The sequence below is a fragment of the Desulfocucumis palustris genome (assembly GCF_002933875.1).
Classification (GTDB): Bacteria; Bacillota; Desulfotomaculia; order Desulfotomaculales; family Desulfocucumaceae; genus Desulfocucumis; species Desulfocucumis palustris.
The window spans coordinates 23,398-43,808 of record NZ_BFAV01000124.1; the positions used below are offsets into that span (position 1 = coordinate 23,398).

Below are 20,411 nucleotides of genomic sequence, written 5' to 3' on the forward strand. Positions count from 1 at the left end.
CTTCATTCCCGGGGGATCAGGTAATATTCCTAACCTGAGCAGCCTAGCAGTAGTTCAGTATCCTTTTGAAACCGGCCATGAAAAATCTCTGCGCCCAGGGCCTGGCAAAAGTCAATCTTCCCGCCAACCACGATGGGTAATCGATATCGCCGTATCTGGATATGATACTTCGCCATAAGGGACGTCTGAAAAAACGGATCAATGTGTCCATTTCCTTGTCGGACATTGTAAGGAAAATATTCCTGTGACCGAGGGCTGTCTGTATTTCCTCTGCCATCGCCTCCTCCCATAACCATTGATATTCTGAAAGGAACTCCGGGGATAGATTTCCTTTGGAAAGCGCTTTAGCCGCCACTCTGGCGCAAAGCTCCGCACCCAACAACCCAAGATACAGCCCTCCCCCTGAAATGGGTTTGGTCTGGCAGGCAGCATCCCCAACCAGCAATGTTCTCTCTCCGTAAATTCTGGATAACATACCGACGGGAACAACGCCACCGGTGCCGCGGATAATTTTCATACCCTTAAAAATCCCCGGATTGGCCTCCACCATCCTATTAAAATAATATCTGGGGTGCTTGTCCCTCCGGCTTACGCCAATTCCTACCCTTGCGCGCTTTTCGTCCACCGGGATAACCCATCCGAACCAGCCCGGCGCGATTTCCCTGCCTAGGAAGATGTGAACCATATCTTTTTCCGGGCACTCCAGCTCTACTTCGGCTGCGCACATGCGGATCACTTCCTCGGCTTTGGAAGCATTGATCCGGCGGGCCACACTGGAATTGGACCCGTCTGCCCCGATCAGCAAACGTGTTCTGGCTGTATACTCTCCGCTGTTAGACTTTAACTTTACGCTGGTCTCATCGGGAAAAAATTCGCCTATACTGGCCCTTACCCCGGTCAGTATCTCCGCGCCGGCGCATTGAGCTCTTTCCGATAAATTACGGTCAAATTCCGAGCGGTCAATCACAAGGGCGTATGCCTTTTGGTCCCTGATTAAAAGCACTTCCCCACCGGGGGAGTGGACAAAAGCGCCGTGGATTTGGTTGATTATTATGGCGTCCGGCATGGCTGCAGTTTTCAAGGTTCTGGGACTGACGAGCCCTGCACACTGCATGGGCTCGCCTATTTTCCGATGCTCCTCGGCTACCAGTACCTTATAACCTTTTTCAGCAATAAGCCGGGCTGTCTCACAGCCCGCCGGGCCTCCACCAACCACTAGGACGTCATAATTCATACAGGACCAGTTTCCTTTCTACACCGGCTTTTTTAAGCAGGCTTTTTAAAGGATATTTACGATTTTGACGAACACGACGGACACAAAAACCATCGACAGCGGGATAATACCGACATTCAAGGCCCTATCCAGCGCACCAGGCAGGGTAAACTCAGGAGCAGATGAATTCTCCGAGGCCGCCCCCGCCAGCTCCTTTGCGATAAGCAGCGTTATCAAGGTTATCGTGGCAATCAGGCCGAACCCGGCTACTAAGGATGTGGCTGTGGTAACCGTGCTCACGGCAGCCGCGGTTACGGCGGTTACTGTGGAAATCATGACTTTCTCCCCCCTTATACTGCACATCGTTCAACATGATTCATTTGGCACATTAGAACATTATTGTTACAATTACTTTTCCTTGCATGATAATGGCATCCTTACCTATAAACGCTTATGTCATTCAGTCATTACTTAGCAAGTTAAATATGCAATGACCACAAATAAGTTTAGTTAATTACAAAAACATTTAAACATGCATAATTACAGCGAATACCAGTTGTGAATTTTTAATTATTGGTAATACTTTTTTAAATTACTTCACACAAGAATTTACTGCCCCTCAATTGTTAATCAACCAACTAAAACCATTTAATCCTCCCTTCCAGAATTTCTACATATTGGACAATATAAAATTAGCAGCATTAAAGCAAATTGTCTATATTTATTGTGCGAATGTAACAATATCTTGTCTAATTCCTGCAAAACCCTGTCTGGATTTGTGCCAAACAAAAATAAAGAAGGGTTCATCCAAAACCCTTCAATTATCCCCTAAACTTCGACATTTGCCAACATATAGTCATAGCTGACAACATCTAGTCCCATTGCTATGTTTTTGTCTAAAACCTACAATATCGTGTTTAATTTATACATAATCTTGTCTGTATTTACATTGACAAATAGAATGGTTGATTTATTAAAACCATGGCCCTCTTACTGCAATCGACAAACGCAGGCGCATCTCTGAAAAATGAGGTTATTCCTTATGACCGCCGCCTCCGGTTACATGGACAGTTCCCTGATAAACCCAATCAGTCTCGGGGTTATTAATATATGCCCGGAGGATTGTTTTGCCCTTTGCCGCACCTGTCAAAGTTTTTGTTGAATCATCCACTGTTGCAATACTGGCATCATCTACTTTCCAGTGTAAAATGTATCCCGCCATGGAGAAGTCCAGAACCGACAGTTTTAATGGCAAGGTGTCGCCGGCTTTCAGATTAATGTTTTGATCCCACTCTTTCCCGTTTTTCAGGAAATGGGTTTCTGACCGGACTGTCGCTTTCAACATGGCAATCTCACCGGCATAGCCCGGATCCACTTTGGCGCTGATAATGTCCTTGGCATAAATCAGTTTGTCGATACTCCATCCTATAGTGCCGAGTTTGTTCAGGAAAAGGCTGTACTGGCCTGTGGCGGCTCTATTAAAGGCATCGCCGGCCCATCTTTCCATGGTGGTGCGTATCTGCCCGTAGTCCCCGGAGGCAAGGGCAATCAAATCTGACACGTTACCGGTAATAACGTTGGGAACCTCCCCTTTGGCCGCCAGCAAATAATCATACAGGTCGTCAATGTTGAAATCGCTTCCAAACAGCGCCGTGATTGTGGAGGCATGTTTTTCCCTAAAAGACTCCATATTATCCCTTAGCTCGCCTGCATGGGTGGAATACTGAATAGCCGCCAGATCGCAAACAAAATCGATTATTTTGCCCTTTGCCGCATCCTCTCCGCCCAGCTTGGTAATTACCTGGTCAGTCAATAATACAGCAAAAACATCCGGCCATGGAGCGCTATCAGGGTCCCTGCTCAGACTGGCAAGCTTTGCTTTGGCCGCGGCCACATCGTTCAGGCCTTCAGGGTCAAGCACCAGTTGATCGTAAACCTTATCTAATTGTTTTACCACATCTTTAACGGTATCGGCCCGGGCCTGGAGAGGCGCCGGGATAAACGTTACGCAGAAAACCATTAGCGTGCATAATATTAGAGTAGTTATCCGCCTGCACATTATCATTCTAATCTTTCTAACCCCCTTTTAATTCTATTAATCCTTTTGTTAATAATTTTGGTTTCACCCCCAGAAATATTTTTTCAAATTAGCTCACTTTAAAGTTAGCAATATTAAAACCGGTTGTCTATATCTACTGTATAAATGTAACAATATCGCGCTTAATTCTTACGTAATTTTGTCTGGATTTACACCAATAAAAAAGGGTTCGCTTGGAACCCTTCAACTGCTCTTTGAAGCTCTATAATTTGACAACTCTTCAAGTTCCTTAAATTTTTCAACTGTTATTAAAGGTCTGTTCTTTGTGTTTTCCATAACCAGTTCATAGCTGCTCCTACCCGCCGGGATAAGTTCCTTGACCATCTTTAAATTTACAATGAAACCGCTATGGCTTCTGAAGAATGGATACCCTGCCAATTGTTCTTCAAGAATGGAGAGTTTTTCATTTGTTCTAATTTGGCCGCCGATAAAATAGATAGTGGATTTGCGACCTTCTTTGGTGACGTAGATGATGTCATCAAGATTCAAATAAACAAGTTTGTTATCGTTTTTAAAAAATTGTTTCCTGCTTACTTTTTTATTAGTATTTTTTATATATGACTTTGTCTTATCAGTAACCTTTCCGGACAAAACCATTTTGATCCTATCAATTGTCTGCCGGACCCGGTTCATTTTAAAGGGTTTGACGATATAGTCAAAAGCATAGACATCAAAGGCTTCACCCCTGAACTCGCTGAAAGCTGTGGCAAATACAATAAAGGTCCAGGGGTTGATATCGAATATTTCCCGGGCCAGTTCCACACCATTTTTCCCCGGAAGATCGATATCTAAAAAAGCCACCTGAGGCGATAATTCTTTAATCAACTTTATTGCCTCCAGCCCGTTCCCGGCCTCACCGATGACCCTGACACCTTCAACCTCTTCAACCACTTTTTTGATCACATGACGCATATCCGAATCGTCTTCTGCAATCAAGACAGTTATTTTCATGCGATATTTCCCCGTCCATACTCATATTTTGCGGGGGGAGAACTGTGGCAAACGCCGCCACAGCCCATCCTCCGGCTTCGTCAATGCCTCTTTGCACCTTCAAGCCGTTAAACTACTTTTCTGCTCATTTAACACATGTCCGGGTCGTCTTAAACAATCAATACAGTTATTTTCCTGTGATATTTCCCCGTCCTTATTCAGATTTCACGGGGGGAGCGGGTTGGTAAAACCAGAAGAAACAAACGGGCCTGATACCGATAGCGGCTACAAAAAGGGCCAACATAACGGCGGGTGTAAACACTATCTTTTTAACAGTCAGCTCCATTGGCTGGGCACCTCCTTTCCTTAAACAATCCTGCTAAAAGTCTGTCTATTTGGTGAATTGTTTTGTAACCTGGTGGAGAAAAACTAATTGTTTGGTTAATGACAGCGGCAAGACCGGCAATGGCAAGGGATGGACTGGCATAGTGGACAACAATTATACTCACCCCCAACCATAAACTGAGATAGATCAGTGAAAGAATTTTAAACTTAATTCTTTCGGAGATATTTGTAATCTTTTTAAAAGGCACTTCCCCCGGCACCCAGGCCATGACACAGAGTAAGGAAAGAAAATATCCGGCCAGCAATGAATATACCAGGAAATCCGTTGACAAATAACGCTTCAGGAACACTCCCAACTCTCCGGCTCCAAGATACATCACAACTCCCAGGGTAAGACATCTCCAGTACCCATTGCAGTGGGCTCCGCCGCTTAAGAGCCGGTAAACAGCTCCGCAGGCCATTGCAAACATCACCTCGGGAAGTATTCCGAGGAGGTGGGCCAAAGTGACAAGGGTAATCCCTTTGATGAGAGCGGCAAAGATAATTTCCAGGCCAAAGCGCAGGGTATCGATTTTACTGGTATCCAGCGCCAGTTCCTTGGACAGATAATTTGCAGTTCCCACAGCCAGCTGGTTTATATTCATTCAATTTCACCTCATTTTTTAAAAGGTATTGTAACGGTAAAAGTCGTTTCTTCAGTGTCGCTGCTGATTTCGATGCTGCCCCGGTGTTTTGTTACTATATCTTTAACAATTGACAGGCCCAAACCGGAGTGGTCTTTTTTTGTGGTAAAATCGGTTTTGAATATATTTTCTCTGATTTCGGGGACGATGGTGTCCCCGAAATTGCTTATCATAATTACGTATGTCCCATGCTCACGGGCTATTTTTACTTTTACCAGCCTGTATTCACCGTTTTTGTCCTCCACGGCTTCAAGGGCGTTATCAATCATATTTCCAAGCAAAGAACTTGCTTCATGAGGAGTTAAAGGCATATCTCTGAGACTGCATTCAACAGCAATCTCCATTTCTATGTTTCTTGCTTCAGCCAGTCCTATTTTGGTGTAAAGAAGGGCGCTAATGCTAAAATTGTCAGTTCTTATCAATTCCCCGGTTTTGGAAATGTCGCCGAACGCTCTGCCAATATAATCCCGGGCTCTCTCATAGGAACCGCACTCCAGCAGCCCGTAAATGGTCTGCAGCTGGTGGTGGAAATCATGTCTCTGCTTTCTGGAAGAATCAATCAATTGTTTGATCTGTTTTAAGTTTTCCTCCGCTCTTTTAGCCTCGTATTCCTTCTCTACGTACTGTCCTATTTTTTTAAAGGCGATAGTGGACAGTACCGTTAAAACAATAATTAGAATGCCGATGAGCCCGTTAAAGATATTGAAATGCTCTCCCGGAAAAATATTCAACCTGGCAGCCTCAAAAGCCATGTTTAATATCGCAAGTAAAAGTACGGGCAGCAGAACCACCACAAAGATAACAAGATTGTGATTGTTAACAATGTCCGCCTTCAAATTATCTTGAATTTCTTTTCTTGATAGGTTTCCTGAACGACTATATTCTTGGGAATAACCGATTAAAGAAATATTAAAAATTTTACAGGCTGCTATAAATATCAGCATCACCAGGGCCTGAGGGAGGAAGTAAAAAATTCTTAAAAAGGTATAATTCCAAATATCAGTCAGTGAAAAGCCCTTGATGTGCAACATGAACTGTATTGCCACCGTTTCTACCGAGCCGTAAAAGATCAGGCCAAATAAAGATGCCAGTATGACTATCCTGTATGGCAGCCGGGTAACCAGTCGAATATTTAAAATGAATAAAAATATTTCAAAGATTGAGTGCAGCCCGAAAGGTACCGGCAGGAGCCGGATGATATAAGCAAAAACCGCCTGTAAAGAGCCGATGATAAGCAAGTCGCGCCACCAGGGTTTAAGTCCTACCAGCAAAAAACCCAGGGTAGCCACCATAATCGCTTCAGGGAACGAAACCATTAACAGTGATAAAAGAGTCATCGTATTCAAAAGGTAACCTTCCTTACATTACATTTCTTATTTTAAAAAAGCCGGGTTCCTGCCAGCCATGTTTAAATGTTACATTTTCTTGCCTAAATGTTACATTTTCTTGCCTGAAATTGCATGGAACATTAAGCAATAAAAAGCCGCTCCCAGATCACCGGCAGCGGAACTTTGCTAACATAAAAAAATAAGCGTCCCTTCCCTTCGGCGGCCCGGCGGTCATGACCCGCCACTTTCAAATAAGCGGCCGGCTTTAGATCCGTAGCTTTGCGCCCTTACCTTTCGGTAAGTTTGCCTTTTTCAGCTAAAGAATATTTCAAACTTTTAATTCTTTGCTTATAAACTATTTAACACGTTTCCCCAATCAGCTATTATATCTAGAAAACTATATTTAAGCTTTCTCGCAATTTGGATCAAAAGCCTATAATATAATACGCTAATATCCTTCGGTTTTAGGGGGCCGCGGGAAAAATTTTTTTTACCTTCCAAAAAATTTTACATATTTCCAAGTGGCGCTTATTCATCTGTCCTTTAAAACATAGTATGTCGGCCGGTTTTAAAGATAGCTCTGCCAGGCAGGTCACGTCGGTGAGCAGACAAGCTGCTAAATGAAAGACTTATTTTCATTGCCAGGGGAAGGGATGAAATTGAATGGGCACACAAGGTAAGGCTGCTCTCGGGCAGGGCTGAAACCTGCTGCAAAAAAATTGAGAAGAAAGTCCTGGTAGAAGGAAGCATTTTTTTTACTTCAAAAGATACGGCCATATGATATATAAGCCGATATTTGTTAATCCGTGCGCTAATGAGACACCCAAAAGAGATCTAAGAAAGCCGACGGCCATGGAAAATAGCAGCGCAACGGCAAAAACGAAAATCAGGTCCACTGGTGAACGGTGGGTGATGTGCAGCACCCCGAATATGAAACTGATATAGATAATACTGTGCCGGCTGCCTAATGTCTCCACGGCCGCACGATACATAACCCCGCGGAAGATAAATTCTTCCAGGAAACCGGTGCTGACAAGCAGGATTAGCGCCGGAAGCCACACCTGCTGGAAGGTAAGTTCCGGCACCAGGGGCGTTGGTTTTAAAATCAGGTACTCCACCAGGCCCAGCGGCACCCCAAGCAAGGCCACCAGCAACTGAAGGGGCAGGTTACCCACAGTCAGCCCAACCTCCCTGGGTTTAAAGCCGGCAAACCGCATCACCGAAAATGAGGCGGCAAAAAGCGGAAGACTGATGATCAGGTACCAATACATGAATGGAACGTCAACCAGCGGCATGGAAAGGCTCATGATTCGGATCAGCGGGGCCAGGGACAAAGACAGATAGACCAGGTTTATTGATTGCTTATAAGCCAGGGAAGCATGTGCCAGCAGGGCCGCCAGCAAAACCACGTGGCAAATGATCCCGAACAGAGGGTTGTAATAAGCTGTAAAAATTTCCGCCATGGTGATTGCGGCCGCATACAACCAGATAAATAAGTAATCTTTGCTTGACACAATACCATCGGTAACAGCATCCGATTTTTCATTATATATTTGTATTCTACTCATGGACGTTCACCCATAAATGCAAAGAGCGATAGGGATTGCTCCCCCCGTTTTTAAACAGCAAAAACTCCACCTTCATATTGTCATGTGGCTCGTAAGCGCTGAAGCCAACGGGCTCTTCCTTCTTTTCTTCATGGTTTAATTTAAAAGGACCCAGCCGACTCTTCACATATCCGTTCATTCTCACCTCGGCGGTATAGTAAACCGGACGGTATTCGTGGTTAACGATTCCCAGTATAACTTTCTTTTCTTCACCAGTTCCCATATCCCCGGGATAACCCTCCGCCTTCCCGCCCGGGCCCAAAATGTAAAACTCCGTGAACTCCTCACCGGTTTTTGGTGTGGTTGCCACATAATAAAGGCTTCCCGCCGCAAAAACAATGCTTACCACCAGCGCCACCGAAAGAATTTTGTCCAGCCTCGAAAGTTTGCCCCATTCAATTGCTTCTAAATTTAAAGAGACCACAAATCGTTTTTCAAAAGAGAGTTTATTTCTTCTGTGGATTGCGATAACGGACAGCAGCATAGTGAAAACCAAAAGCGTCAACAGTATGGGGTAAAGCCTTATTCCCCACGGGGTGTAGTTCAGGATGAGACCCGGAAGCGGTCCCACGGCTACACTCAGACCAAAGCTCAAGGCAACCCTTTCAATACCGTCAAGAGCGTCCCTGGCTGGAAACAGAGCTGCTATTAAGGCATATCCGGAAAAAAACAGGACAAAGGGCAATCCCAGGGCAACCCGCACGGTGCCGCTCACATCCCAAACAATTAATGCCGCCAGAATAACAGAAAAAAGTAGTACGAATGTAAACTCATTTTTTACTTCTATCCTCAAAAAAAATCCAACCCCTTTAAAAAAGAAAATAAGAAAAGATGGGGCAGATATTAAATTAACAATATTAAAGACCCTTGTCTATAACTTTTGTCTAAAAGCAGCAAATTGACGTTTAATTCCCGCATAATCCTGCCCGGATTTGCAATAAATAAAACCGGGTGGTTAACCCGGTTGTTTATGGGAAATTATTTAAACGTTCAGCTTTATCGCTCCCCCATATACCTGTTCACAATATTTCGCAAGAATTTTATATGCTCCTCTGTTAGCGTTGGAACCCCTCTTAACAAATAATTTTTTCCCAGGTAAGCATATTTGGATTCACCAAATCGATGGTAGGGCAATAGCTCATATTTAACATTTGGATTCCCTTTGATAAAATTGATAATCTCCAGTATATCCTCCTCCCTGTCATTAAACCCCGGAACCACCGGTGTTCTGACTATGACCGGTGTTTGGGGAAAACATCCGCATAAATCTTTAAAATTCTGCAGTATTCTTTTGTTTGAAACATTGGTGAATCTTTTATGCTTATCTGAATTAATGCATTTGATATCATAAAAAACAGTATTCACATATTGGCAGGCCTTCTCAATATTTTGCCACCGGGTGTAACCACAGGTTTCAATAGCGGTATCCATGCCCTTGTTCTTCGCTTCCCTGAGAAGCCCGCAGGCAAATTCAGCCTGGAGTAAAGGCTCTCCCCCGCTTAGAGTCAATCCGCCGCCGGACCTGGAGTAAAAAACGCCGTCTTCCTGGGCAATTTTCAATACCTCATTCACACTCATGGTCTTCCCCAGGATCTCCAAAGCTTTTGAAGGACATACTTTGGCGCATTCACCGCAATTCAGGCACAGCTTCCTGTTCAATACTACTTTATTGTGTCTCTCTTCCTGTTCAATGGCGCCGGCCCCGCAGGCCTGCAAACATTCCCGGCACTCATGGGTTCCGATGCATTTATTTTTATTGTACACCAGTTCAGGCTGATCGTACTGTGATTCAGGGTTGGCACACCATCGGCACCTTAAAGGACATCCTTTAAAAAAGACAATGGTTCTTATTCCGGGCCCGTCGTGAAGCGAGAATTGTTGAATGTTGAAAACAAGGCCAAAATTATTCAAGTTACTTCCCCCTTGTAAGGCAAGCAGACACACACCTTTACTGGTTGACTGCCGCTTGCCTGTAAACCAAATTCCCGCAGGAAAGTCCCCAATTGATTAAAAATTTGCAAAGTAAGTCCTGCCCCCACATGGAGCAGGACTTTGGAATTCCAATCAATTATCCGCAGCGGCTTTTGTCGCGTCCGGACAGCTTCAAAAGACATGTTCGGTTCTGGCGATAATTTCATTTTGAAGTTCCGTTGAAAGGTCCACGAAGTAAGCGCTGTAACCGGCAACCCGCACCAGCAAATTCCGGTATTTTTCAGGATCCTCCTGGGCGGCAAGCAGTGTTTCACGGTTAATTACATTAAACTGGAGATGCCACAGCTTTAAATCACAAAAGGTCCGGATTATAGACATTAACTTTCCGGTTCCCTCGTTTCCGGCAACTGCGGAGGGACTGAGCTTCAGGTTGACCAGCCTGGCGGCGCGTTCCTTTGCCCCCATGCATTTTGTATTGGCGATGGAGTTTAAGTTTGCGCTGGGCCCCCTTGTATCAGCGCCGTGCGACGGTCCGCCCCCGTCGGACAGTGGCATTCCGGCTTTTCTGCCATTTGGGGTGGCGCCAACGATTTTCCCCAGGGGAATATGAGAGGTGACGGGAACATACCTTACGTCCAGCTCCCCACCGGATGCGGTGGGATACCTCTTGGAGAAACTGATGGCATGAGCTTCAATATCCCGTCCGATGGAGTCGGCATACATATCGTTGTTCCCGTATTTTGGGGCGTTCAGGCATAGCTGCCTGATTACCTCCCTGCCTTCAAAATTGCTATCCAAAGCCTCCAGCAGTTCATCCATGGTTATTCTTTTATCATCATAGACCAGTTTTTTGATGGCCGCCAGGGAATCTACCACTGTTCCAAAACCAAGCAGATCATAAAAACCTAAATTGATGCTGTCTGGAATATCACCTGCGTGCAGGTCTTTGCATTCCTTCATGCAAAGATCGTGAAGCACCGAGGCCATGGGCGCGGCAAAATTTTTGGGTCTTAAAATATCCACCACATACTGCTGAATAAAAGCATGTTTTAGGATAAACTCCTGTTGAGCGAGATACGCTTTCCAAAAATGGTCAAAGGTGGCAAAATTCCTGGGATCTCCTGTTCCGGCACCCACCCGCTCATTATTGAACGCTTTTATTTTACCGTCATTCAAGGCCATCTCCAGCGCGGAGCCCAGGTTTAGCCAGGCGCACGGACTGGTATAGGTTTCCCTGTTAACCATTCGAACTTCACTGCAACCCGAGGCGCAATAATCATTCGCCTCTTCTATGGCCGCTCCCTTGGCCAGCAGCAGGGGAATGATTTCCTCGTCATTTAGGAGCTTGGGAAAACCGGAGCCTTCTTTGATTGTTTCACTCACCTGGTGGATGAATTGTTCAGGACTTTGGACATGTATCCTTGCCGCAAGGTCGGGGTAATTTAACGGAAACTCCCTTTTGGACCTTAGAATCAAGTACGACAACCCGTTTGTGGCATCTTTCCCGTCACGGGTTTTTCCGCCAATGGTCAAAGCTTCCCAGTGGGAATAACCCTCCGTAAAATCAGCCCCGGCCGGGGAAACCTTTAAATTGACGAACTGGGCCATATTTATCCACAGGGACTCCAGCAGTTCCAGCGCGGATTCCTCCGTGATCCTGCCTTCTTCAATATCTTTTTTGTAATACGGGTAAAAATATTGATCCATCCGGCCGTTGCCCACCACGGCGCCGATATTTTGTTCCAGCCTGGAGACCACCTGGGTTAGCCATACGGATTGTACGGCTTCCTGGAAAGTCCGGGCCGGATTTTCCGGTACCCATTGGCAGATTCCGGCGATTTCCAAAAGTTCCTTTCTTCTCCGCCCGTCACTTTCCTGGGCGGCCATTTCGGCTGCCAGCCGGGCATATCTTTTAGCAAAAATAATAACCGACTCACAGGCCAGAACGGCGGCCTCCAGAAAGGGCCTCTTTTCCACAATGTCCTTCGGGTTAAGGGGATCAAGGGCGGCCAGTTTTTCTTCCGCTTCTCTTTTTAAATCCCCGAAACCTCTTTTTAATACCTTCTCATAATCATGAACCCACTGCAATGAACTGCGGATGCTGGCTGTCTGGGTAACCACATATCTTTGGTAGAACATATCATCAGGGTCAAAGATCAATTTTCTGGTATCTTCAGGTAAGGCCGCGGCCAGTATTTCGTGAAAGGTCTTGCCCTTCCAATAGGGCACGATTTCTTCCTTCGCCGCCCTGATATCCTCATCCGTTATAATATAAGGGGTCTTGCCCTGGGTAAGCCGCTCCAGGGCCTGGTCCAAAAAGCCGCCGTCCAGTTCAGGATAAATCAAGCCGTGCCTTCCCGGGTGACCGTCCGCCCGCCCCACCACGAGATCATATTCCCCTATATGGACAGGTATGTTTTCGACGATATGTTTTAAAGCTTTAGCCCATCTTAATACCAGGGGCTGGCCCTGGGTTTCCTTAAAAGAATCCGTCATAAAGCGGGCCCTGTCCAAACTGATCCGGGGAGCGGTTCTTTTAAAACTGTTCAATATGTTATTAACTCTTTCCCTGCCCTTTTGGCTGTACCGGGAATTCAGCTGTCCCGCTTCCTCATTTAAAATTCTCTGTTCCTGCGGTGTTAATACCGTGCAGCAACCCATTATTCTACCCCCTTTGGATAATAAAATAAAGTATATCTGCGTTACCCCGGCCTAAATAACAAGGCCTCCGTTGGGACTTATGATTTGACCCACCATGTAATTTGCGTCTTCGGAAGCAAGATGAACGGCCAGGGAAGCGTACTCGTCAATTTTCCCAATCCTCCCCAAAGGGATCAGCTGCATAAGCCGCGCCTTTCTTTCCGGACTCATTTGCTCTATACCCCTCATAAATTCAGGCGTATCTATATAACCGGGGGCGATGCAATTAACGCACACCCCGGCGCCGGCCACCTCCTGCGCCACGGATCTGGTAAAGGCAACCACGGCCCCCTTTGCTGCCGAATAATTGGGGCTGTGGGAACTGATAGCCGATATTCCGGAGATGGACGCGATGTTGATGATTTTGCCGTATCCCTTGTCCTCCATAATGTTGAGCGCCTCCCGGGTGCAGTAGAAAACCCCGTTTACATTTACTTCAAACATCCTTTGCCAAATATCGTCACTCATATTCCTTGTTATCTGTAAGGAATGCCTGGGTACCGGGGTGGTTAGCAGATCCAGATGTTTCATCCTGTCCTTCACGCCTGCTTCGTCCGACCTGAAGATTCCTGCGTTGTTAACAAGAATGTCCAACGTCCCAAACCTTGCCAGGACCTGGGAGAACATTCTTTTTACTTCCCGGCTGGAGGAAACATCCGCACGGACTGCCAGCCCCGGGGCTCCGGCCTTTTCAATTTCCCGCACAACCTCATCCAATCTTTCCTCATTTCTTCCGCAAACAGCCACCCCGGCTCCTTCCCGGGCAAATGCCAGTGCAATTCCTCTGCCCAGTCCGGCACTTCCCCCGGTAACCAGAGCAACCCTGTCTTTAAGTTTCATCACTTAATCTCCTCTCCGAAAATTTTTTTCTAAGAGTTAATCCCCTTTAACTGGGGTTCTGTCTGCACTGGTTCATTTTCCGATGAGGAACCGGTCTCCTCAACGCTCAGCCCTGCGGTTTCCTGCCCCCAGAGCATAAACGGTATTACAAAGAAGATAAAGGCAGCCGCCACAAACCAGAAGACAGCCTTCACACCGCCTGCGGCAAGGATGAAGGAGATATAATAAGTTGCCAAAACTCCTCCCAGCAATCTTGCCACAGCTTCTCCGACACCACTGCCGGCTCCGCGTAGAGAGGTTGGATATTGCTCGGCAATGTAAACTTTTGCACAAGGCAGGGTGCCAAAACCAAAGAAAGCAGCTATGATCCCTCCAATAATCAGGCCTGGCAAAGCCGTTACCTGAGCCAGCAGAATACATCCAACAGCAGCAAGGACGCTATAAATTAAGTAGACGGGTTTCCTCCCATAGGTATCCGACAGGTAACCGATACCAACTTCTCCGATACCGCCGATGACCATCATCGCTCCCGTAAACAGAACCGCACTCCCTAAATTAAATCCCTTGTTCGCAAAAATGGTAGGGGCATAAACCAGCATCGCGTACCAGAAAATCATTGTGCCCGTATATAACCCCCAGGCGATCAGACTGCGGGACAAATAAGGGCTTTTAAACAGCGTAGCTATACCCACATGCTTCTTTTCCTGTTCCTGTGCTTTTAACGATTTAAGAATACTGATATTTGTAAAGTTAAGGTCGTGTTCTATCCCTGCTTCGTCTTCCAGCCTATTCACCAGCTTATGCACTTCTTCCGTACGGCCTTGCTGAAGAAGCCAGCGCGGAGACTCCGGCAGCCATTTGGCGATTGCAAATGCCACTATAATAGGGATGCCGCCGGCGATAAAAGGAATACGCCAGGCAACTTCCAGAGGAAACTTGGCCAGTGCCCAGGCGCCTATAATACTGGGCAGCACATATGCCGCGCATAATATGGCATTTGCGGTGCTTGCCAAAGCTCCCCGCCGCTTTGCCCCGACAAATTCCGAAATCAGCAGGTAAGGAAGCGGGAATACCGCTCCTTCTCCCAGTCCTGCCACGAATCGCATGGTAACTATCCAATACAGGTTAGGAAAAACGGCACCTATTAAGGTAAAAAAAGTGAACCAGACAACCCCACAGATTAGAATTTTCTTACGGCCAAATTTATCAATCAACCGGCCGGCGCAACAAACTCCAATAACTATTCCTATAGTTGAAGATATTCCCAGGAGACCGACATCACCAGGGCTCAGGTTCCATATTTTTTTCAATACCAGCACCACTTGACCCACAACACCAATATCAAAAGCTTCAATGATCCATACTAAAGCTAATAACAACATAATTCCGATACTAGACCTGGTTATCGGCATCCGGTCAAGCCTTGACAGCAGATTCGCCTCTTCATGATATTTATCAGAAATCTCGGCCATAGCCATCCTCCTTCGCATGCTTTTTAATTTGCTCGTACTTTTTTGATCATGCTTTTAATAAATTTCAATTACCACCTCCCGGCATAATAAGTCGCATAACCCAGTAGTCCGGACTCCGGTTAAGGCCTGATGTTAAAGGTTTACTTAAAAATTTGTGGTATTTTTCACATTAGCAGGCATAAAAAACAAAAAATTCAATGTGTCGTTCCTTCAATTTTTTTCGCCTTATTTAAACCATTTATAAATATCACGCCATTGACCCGTTTAAAATCAAAGACTCTAACAATAAAACACATTGTAACATAACGACGTCCGTACCAGTTGGTTTAAACTTATTCTATGCTTCTGTCCTTATCTTGTCAACTAGCTGACATTAATTTTATCAGCCAGTCGACAAAATATTTAGCGGGCCTTAAAGTCTACAGAGCAGGGAATAATCTACCTGAGCAAAATCTGTCTGTTCTTTCTGAACATCTTAATGCAAAAGGCATATTTGTCGGCCCGGAAGACGCTGTAATAATACTCCAGTGGGTTTCCCCGGGGATCCGATGTCAATCGCTCAGCCGCCAGTACATTTGTGGCAGGAGAAATTCCCAGCAATTTGGCATCTTCTTCGCCGGGCATTGTTCCTGTAATCTTTTGCTCGGCCTCATAAAGTATTATACCGATGGATTCCAGCAAGGTGTATAAAGTTACCTTATTCAGGTCATATTCCGCCAATTTGAGGCCAATCTTCACCGGGTAATAAGTTCTCTCTATGGCAATGGGCTCATCATTGGCAAAACGGAGTCTCTTAATGGCGTAATATTCCTTAACACCCAGGGTTTCCGCAATTTTCGGGTTGTTCTTAACTTTTTGAGACAGCAGACGAATGCCCGGCTTCATACCCATACCTTCAATTGTCTCGGTAAAGCTTCTTAAATTACTCAGCCATTCATTAACCGGATGGGAGGTAATAAAAGTGCCCTTGCCGTGGATTTTCTCTAAAAATCCATCCCGAACCAGAGCGGATACCGCTTCCCGCACTGTGGTCCGGCTAACGGAGAACCGATCCATCAGTTCTCTTTCGCTGGGAATCTTCTCGTTATAATTCCCCTTCTCTATCTCTTCCCTTAATACTTCTTTCAACTGAACGTGCAACGGAATGGGACTGTAAATGTCTAAAGCGATATACAATACCTCCTTTTAATGTCAGGGGACACACCTTCTCCGAAGGAATGTCCCCAACGCATTTCATTATCACGTTTTTACAGTAGTAGTAAAATTATCATATATAAGTGAGCCTTGGGTTCGTAAGGGGCTATTCCCCTTACGAACCCCTAGAGCGAACTTAGTTCGAATAAGTTGGGGACATTCCTCACCCCAAGGTCAAGCTTTTAATAGAGGTGTGTCCCCTTTCCTTAATTGCCTGTTTATCCCCGGCCTTCGGGGACGGGGATAAACAGGCTGTAAGCGAGATAATGACGTACGTACCAGTCTCTTTAATTAGTTTATGTTTTTATTTTTATTATGTCAATAAAAAATATTTTTTATAATTTAAACACATTACATACCCGGTCCTAATTCCGGCGGCTGCCGGCACAATATTACTATCATTTCATATAATACATAATCTACCTCATTATCGGTTAATGGAGGTGCGAATTTAATAGTGCAAAACCATAACTCCGTCACGGCTCCTGTAAAAGAGCAAAATCCTGTGGAAAAGACTCTCCTAAACACACTAACCGACGATATGAAAACCATTGTGTTGTGGATTTATAACATCAACCAGAATGGAGCCGCCAACACCTTTTGCGAGGATATGAGCCGGTATTTTACCCCGGGGCGGAACGGTAATACGCTGATCAAGGATATGTCCCGGGATAAGTTGTCGGAATTCCTGGAGAGCATTTCCACGGCCAAGGAAATTACCCTGCCCGACATGAATATACGCCTCATACTGCTCATTTATAACTGCAACCAGAACGGTGTAAACAACACGGCAAAAGTGTCCTGCGATGACGGTCTCCCCAAAACCGACAATTCACAGCTGCCATAAAATATAGCAATATATTGTATCAGAAAACATATTTTCCAGCATAGTATGTGGCAGGTATGAACTTACCGGGCATAAAGACAAAAAGGAGGCCTCACTAAATGACGGAAAAGACCGGCGAATTATCCGAACTGCTCCAGTTGCTCAGGGACTACGGCAAAACCGGCGACGCGCCCATCGGACTGGAGCTGGCCCTGGTGGCGGCGATAGCCGTCGCGGCTTCAAAATCAAGGGCCAAATGCAAATGCGTAAATCAGAACGGTTCCAGCAATCAGAATAATGTCAGCGTTGAAGCGGGTCAATAATAGGAAGGAGCAACCCCGGCCTCTGCGGGGTTGCAATATTCTTTACCGGAGGTCGGTGTGATGGCTGAGGATCTTAAAAACAGCGATTTTCTCGAAGAGTTAACAAAACTGGTAATCCAGATCAATGACCTTTTTAATACGTCAGGCTGCGGTCCGCAGGAAATACCGGATAAACCGGCACTCACCGCCGGGCTTATGGCGGCCTTCTCCGCCGCCCTGGCTGCCACAGCCTCAAAATCAGGAGTATGGTGCAAAAACATCAACCAAAACGGCGTGGCCAACAACTCTTTTATTAACTCGGAGCATAAAATCAATTTAGAAGATTTCCAGGGCAGGTTTAAAGAAGTTAAAGAAACAGAAATTATTACGGTGAATAGCTTTAAAGACAAGGGCAAAAAAGACACACCGCTGGAGGAAATGGAACTGGAGCTTCTGGAATTATAAAAATAAGCAGCCTTAAATACATAAATTAGGATATATACCGGTAACCCCGTTATAAATCCCGTTATACAAATAGCCGCCGGTTGAATTGCCATCATATATTGGAATAATATGATGGCAATTGGTTTTTAATGTAGTTTTAAAAAATTTTACCCGCAACCCGATTTTTAAATTTTTTTTAATTGAAGGATTCGATAAAACAACATGTAAATATTAGTAGACAAAAATTTATTGGGGGTGCTCACAATTTCCGGAAGCATATGGGATGAACTTGTAGGCATGGCAAAATGCGTAAAAAGTTTAATAGGCTCCGGCGTGGCAGTGTCTTTAACCGACCTTGAAAAATTTCATTATTACGAACCGGGAAGTAATATAAATCACAACGTTAATAAAGGTGATCCGATCAAAAAGGGATCAACAACTTATCAGGTTTTAACTACCCATAACAGGGTTGTCACAAAAATAACAGACCTCTCCATATATGGTGTTGCCTATCTGTCCATGTGCTCACCTCTTTACAATTCTAAAGAAGAGCTGATAGGGACATTGGGAATTTTTCAGCCCACCGAAAATCAGGACGCCCTTGTTGAAAGCGCCACCAGGCTGGAAAAGTCAATTGAAATAATTAATCAGACAACCTCCAACCTGTCCGCCGGTTCCCAGCAACTGGCCGCTACTGCCGGCAATCTATCCACCCAGGCCGACACTATTAAAAACAACGTACTGAGAACTGACACGGTTTTAAATCTGATTAAAGATATTGCGGGCCAGACTCACTTATTGGGATTAAATGCCGCGATTGAAGCTGCCAGGGCGGGGGATCAAGGAAGGGGCTTTAATGTGGTGGCCGGGGAAATACGAAAGCTGGCGGCAAAGACAGCCGGTTCCACCAAGGAAATAACCGATACCTTAATGTTAATAACCGGCGCTATAAATGATCTGAGTGAGCAAATATATCAAATAGCATCAGTTTCCGAGGAACAATCCGCCTCTGTTGAGGAAATTGCCGCATCTATTAATGAAATTACAGTAATGTCTAAAGATTTAAATGAATTGGCAGAAAAGCTGATACAATAAAAATTCAGCAGGCCCCCGTTTCCCTCCCCCGGCAATTCCGGTGGATGTGTCGCCAGACCTGCTTTGTATATTATATGCGCGATAACGAAAAACCGTTCAACGTGAGCGGTTTTTTTGTTAATTGCTCCCAGCCCTTTTCATAAATACAGTATAATTGCCGTTATGTTATAAGGTTGTCTTTCATCCCCATTTGCTGCCGGGATACTACGGCAAGGAAAATTGAGAGTTATCCACAGAGTTATGCACATTTTGTCGTTTTTTGTGGACAACAAACAGCTGTTTTGAGTCCATTTTCTCAAATTTAATTTATTTAATCCTCGACCCCCTTTTCCCCGGCCGGCATTTTTACCTGAAACTAATCCCGGCCGGAATGCTCGCCGGAAAGTGAAATCAGATAAAATGTCCCCGTGCCGTGGGCGATTTGACGGCCCTGATCGTCCCAGACATCAGCCTTGCCCACCGCCAGTGTCCGCCCCAAATGAATAACCTCACCCCTGGCATAGAGAATACCTTTTTCCACAGGGCGCAGGTAATTGATTTTCATCTCCACCGTATTGGCCCCCCGGTCAGGACCCAGCTTCAGATTAATGGCCACCGCTGAAGCGGCATCAATCAGGCTGGCAATAACCCCGCCATGCACTTTGCCATAAAACTGAAGCAGTTTATCCTCCACCGGTATTTTTAGCACTGTTTCCCCATTATCATCCTGTTCCGCTTCCATTCCCAGCAGGCGCCAGAAGGCCCCGCCGGCCAGATCATTGATGCGAACCATAGATATCCACCCCCATTAGCGCTGGTGCAACCGAATAATATATACTCTACACCAAATTCCTCAGCCCGGATACCCCGGTTTTCAAATAATGATACGGTGGAGCCGGCTGCCCGCATTGGCTTCATAAAAAATATCGCCCCTTAAAAGGAGCAAATAAATGGATGGCAGATAAACATAAATATCATAAATATAATCTCAATCCTTAAACCGGCCTGAATTTAAACCCGTAGCGGACCACGCCCTCTTCCTGGTAAATCCTTCTGAAGACGGCCTCCACCTTCATTCCCACGGTGATTCCCTCTTCCGGGGGATTTATCAGCTGGGCTATGATCCTGGGGCCTTCCTCCAGTTCCACCACCGCCACGGGATAGCTGCCCTTGCAGCGGGCCTCTTCGGAAAATTCCGGCGGGGCGCCGCCGCCGGCTATTACGGTATGGGAATAAACCGTACCCCTGCCGCTCAGCTGTATATTTTCAAATTCAGCCCCGCTTTGACAGTATTTGCAGACGGCCTTGGGCGGGAAATTCACTTTGCCGCAGCTTTTGCATTTCTGCCCCGCCAGCCTGTAGCGCTGGGGAACCGCCCTCTGGTACATGGGTATGGATATGTGCGCGCCCATTTAATCACCTC

General features: G+C 45.7%; 20 protein-coding genes and 1 riboswitch. Of the genes, 4 read left to right on the forward strand and 16 right to left on the reverse strand.

Annotated features, from left to right (window positions below; all coding sequences use genetic code 11):
• Window positions 1-43: 43 nt before the first annotated feature.
• The 14 genes from DCCM_RS09940 to DCCM_RS10005 all read right to left on the reverse strand — a co-directional run bounded on the left by DCCM_RS09940 (window position 44) and on the right by DCCM_RS10005 (window position 16,318).
• Window positions 44-1,234, reverse strand: coding sequence for a geranylgeranyl reductase family protein (locus DCCM_RS09940; protein WP_104372247.1), 1,191 nt, complete (start codon window positions 1,232-1,234; stop codon window positions 44-46).
• A 45-nt stretch (window positions 1,235-1,279) separates the two neighbouring features.
• Entirely contained in the window at window positions 1,280-1,549 is a 270-nt protein-coding gene (locus DCCM_RS09945) for a hypothetical protein (RefSeq protein ID WP_104372248.1), read from the reverse strand.
• Between the two features lie 697 nt (window positions 1,550-2,246).
• On the reverse strand, window positions 2,247-3,278 hold the full coding sequence (locus DCCM_RS09950; protein WP_128739128.1) for a hypothetical protein: 1,032 nt from the start codon (window positions 3,276-3,278) through the stop codon (window positions 2,247-2,249).
• A gap of 216 nt (window positions 3,279-3,494) precedes the next feature.
• Complete coding sequence (locus tag DCCM_RS09955) at window positions 3,495-4,262, reverse strand: LytR/AlgR family response regulator transcription factor (RefSeq protein WP_104372250.1); 768 nt, start codon at window positions 4,260-4,262, stop codon at window positions 3,495-3,497.
• 193 nt (window positions 4,263-4,455) lie between these two features.
• Complete coding sequence (locus DCCM_RS19480) at window positions 4,456-4,587, reverse strand: cyclic lactone autoinducer peptide (RefSeq protein WP_104372251.1); 132 nt, start codon at window positions 4,585-4,587, stop codon at window positions 4,456-4,458.
• Window positions 4,571-5,230 carry an accessory gene regulator ArgB-like protein gene (locus DCCM_RS09965; protein ID WP_104372252.1) on the reverse strand — a complete coding sequence of 220 codons (660 nt, stop codon included), beginning with the start codon at window positions 5,228-5,230 and terminating at the stop codon, window positions 4,571-4,573. Before DCCM_RS09965 ends, DCCM_RS19480 begins: the two co-directional genes overlap by 17 nt.
• Window positions 5,231-5,241: 11 nt before the next feature.
• Window positions 5,242-6,606: an ATP-binding protein gene (locus DCCM_RS09970; protein ID WP_231702729.1), complete on the reverse strand. Its 1,365-nt coding sequence runs from the start codon at window positions 6,604-6,606 to the stop codon at window positions 5,242-5,244.
• Window positions 6,607-6,812: 206 nt separating this feature from the next.
• Window positions 6,813-6,915, reverse strand: a riboswitch (cyclic di-GMP riboswitch).
• A gap of 437 nt (window positions 6,916-7,352) precedes the next feature.
• Complete coding sequence (locus tag DCCM_RS09975; RefSeq protein WP_104372254.1) at window positions 7,353-8,165, reverse strand: CPBP family intramembrane glutamic endopeptidase; 813 nt, start codon at window positions 8,163-8,165, stop codon at window positions 7,353-7,355.
• Window positions 8,158-8,997 (reverse strand): DUF1616 domain-containing protein, encoded by an 840-nt coding sequence (locus DCCM_RS09980; protein ID WP_104372255.1) that lies wholly within the window; start codon window positions 8,995-8,997, stop codon window positions 8,158-8,160. Before DCCM_RS09980 ends, DCCM_RS09975 begins: the two co-directional genes overlap by 8 nt.
• Window positions 8,998-9,200: 203 nt before the next feature.
• Complete coding sequence (hpsH, locus tag DCCM_RS09985) at window positions 9,201-10,115, reverse strand: (2S)-3-sulfopropanediol dehydratase activating enzyme (RefSeq protein ID WP_104372256.1); 915 nt, start codon at window positions 10,113-10,115, stop codon at window positions 9,201-9,203.
• Window positions 10,116-10,307: 192 nt separating this feature from the next.
• Window positions 10,308-12,797 (reverse strand): (2S)-3-sulfopropanediol dehydratase, encoded by a 2,490-nt coding sequence (hpsG, locus tag DCCM_RS09990; protein WP_104372257.1) that lies wholly within the window; start codon window positions 12,795-12,797, stop codon window positions 10,308-10,310.
• 51 nt (window positions 12,798-12,848) lie between these two features.
• Entirely contained in the window at window positions 12,849-13,676 is an 828-nt protein-coding gene (locus DCCM_RS09995; protein WP_104372258.1) for an SDR family NAD(P)-dependent oxidoreductase, read from the reverse strand.
• A gap of 29 nt (window positions 13,677-13,705) precedes the next feature.
• Window positions 13,706-15,148, reverse strand: a complete 1,443-nt coding sequence (locus tag DCCM_RS10000) for an MFS transporter (protein ID WP_104372259.1) — start codon at window positions 15,146-15,148, stop codon at window positions 13,706-13,708.
• A 438-nt stretch (window positions 15,149-15,586) separates the two neighbouring features.
• Entirely contained in the window at window positions 15,587-16,318 is a 732-nt protein-coding gene (locus DCCM_RS10005; RefSeq protein ID WP_104372265.1) for a GntR family transcriptional regulator, read from the reverse strand.
• A gap of 481 nt (window positions 16,319-16,799) precedes the next feature.
• Here DCCM_RS10005 and DCCM_RS10010 point away from each other — a divergent pair, with 481 nt between their 5' ends.
• The 4 genes from DCCM_RS10010 to DCCM_RS10025 all read left to right on the forward strand — a co-directional run bounded on the left by DCCM_RS10010 (window position 16,800) and on the right by DCCM_RS10025 (window position 19,009).
• Window positions 16,800-17,189, forward strand: coding sequence for a hypothetical protein (locus DCCM_RS10010; protein ID WP_104372260.1), 390 nt, complete (start codon window positions 16,800-16,802; stop codon window positions 17,187-17,189).
• Window positions 17,190-17,287: 98 nt separating this feature from the next.
• On the forward strand, window positions 17,288-17,491 hold the full coding sequence (locus tag DCCM_RS10015; RefSeq protein ID WP_104372261.1) for a hypothetical protein: 204 nt from the start codon (window positions 17,288-17,290) through the stop codon (window positions 17,489-17,491).
• Between the two features lie 60 nt (window positions 17,492-17,551).
• Window positions 17,552-17,935 carry a hypothetical protein gene (locus DCCM_RS10020; protein ID WP_104372262.1) on the forward strand — a complete coding sequence of 128 codons (384 nt, stop codon included), beginning with the start codon at window positions 17,552-17,554 and terminating at the stop codon, window positions 17,933-17,935.
• 276 nt (window positions 17,936-18,211) lie between these two features.
• Window positions 18,212-19,009, forward strand: a complete 798-nt coding sequence (locus DCCM_RS10025) for a methyl-accepting chemotaxis protein (protein ID WP_104372266.1) — start codon at window positions 18,212-18,214, stop codon at window positions 19,007-19,009.
• A 355-nt stretch (window positions 19,010-19,364) separates the two neighbouring features.
• On the opposite strand, the gene DCCM_RS10030 is transcribed toward DCCM_RS10025, so the two are convergent.
• Together DCCM_RS10030 and DCCM_RS10035 are read right to left on the reverse strand one after the other, a co-directional pair.
• Entirely contained in the window at window positions 19,365-19,781 is a 417-nt protein-coding gene (locus tag DCCM_RS10030; protein WP_104372263.1) for a PaaI family thioesterase, read from the reverse strand.
• Between the two features lie 202 nt (window positions 19,782-19,983).
• Window positions 19,984-20,400, reverse strand: coding sequence for a Zn-ribbon domain-containing OB-fold protein (locus DCCM_RS10035; protein ID WP_104372264.1), 417 nt, complete (start codon window positions 20,398-20,400; stop codon window positions 19,984-19,986).
• Window positions 20,401-20,411: the final 11 nt, after the last annotated feature.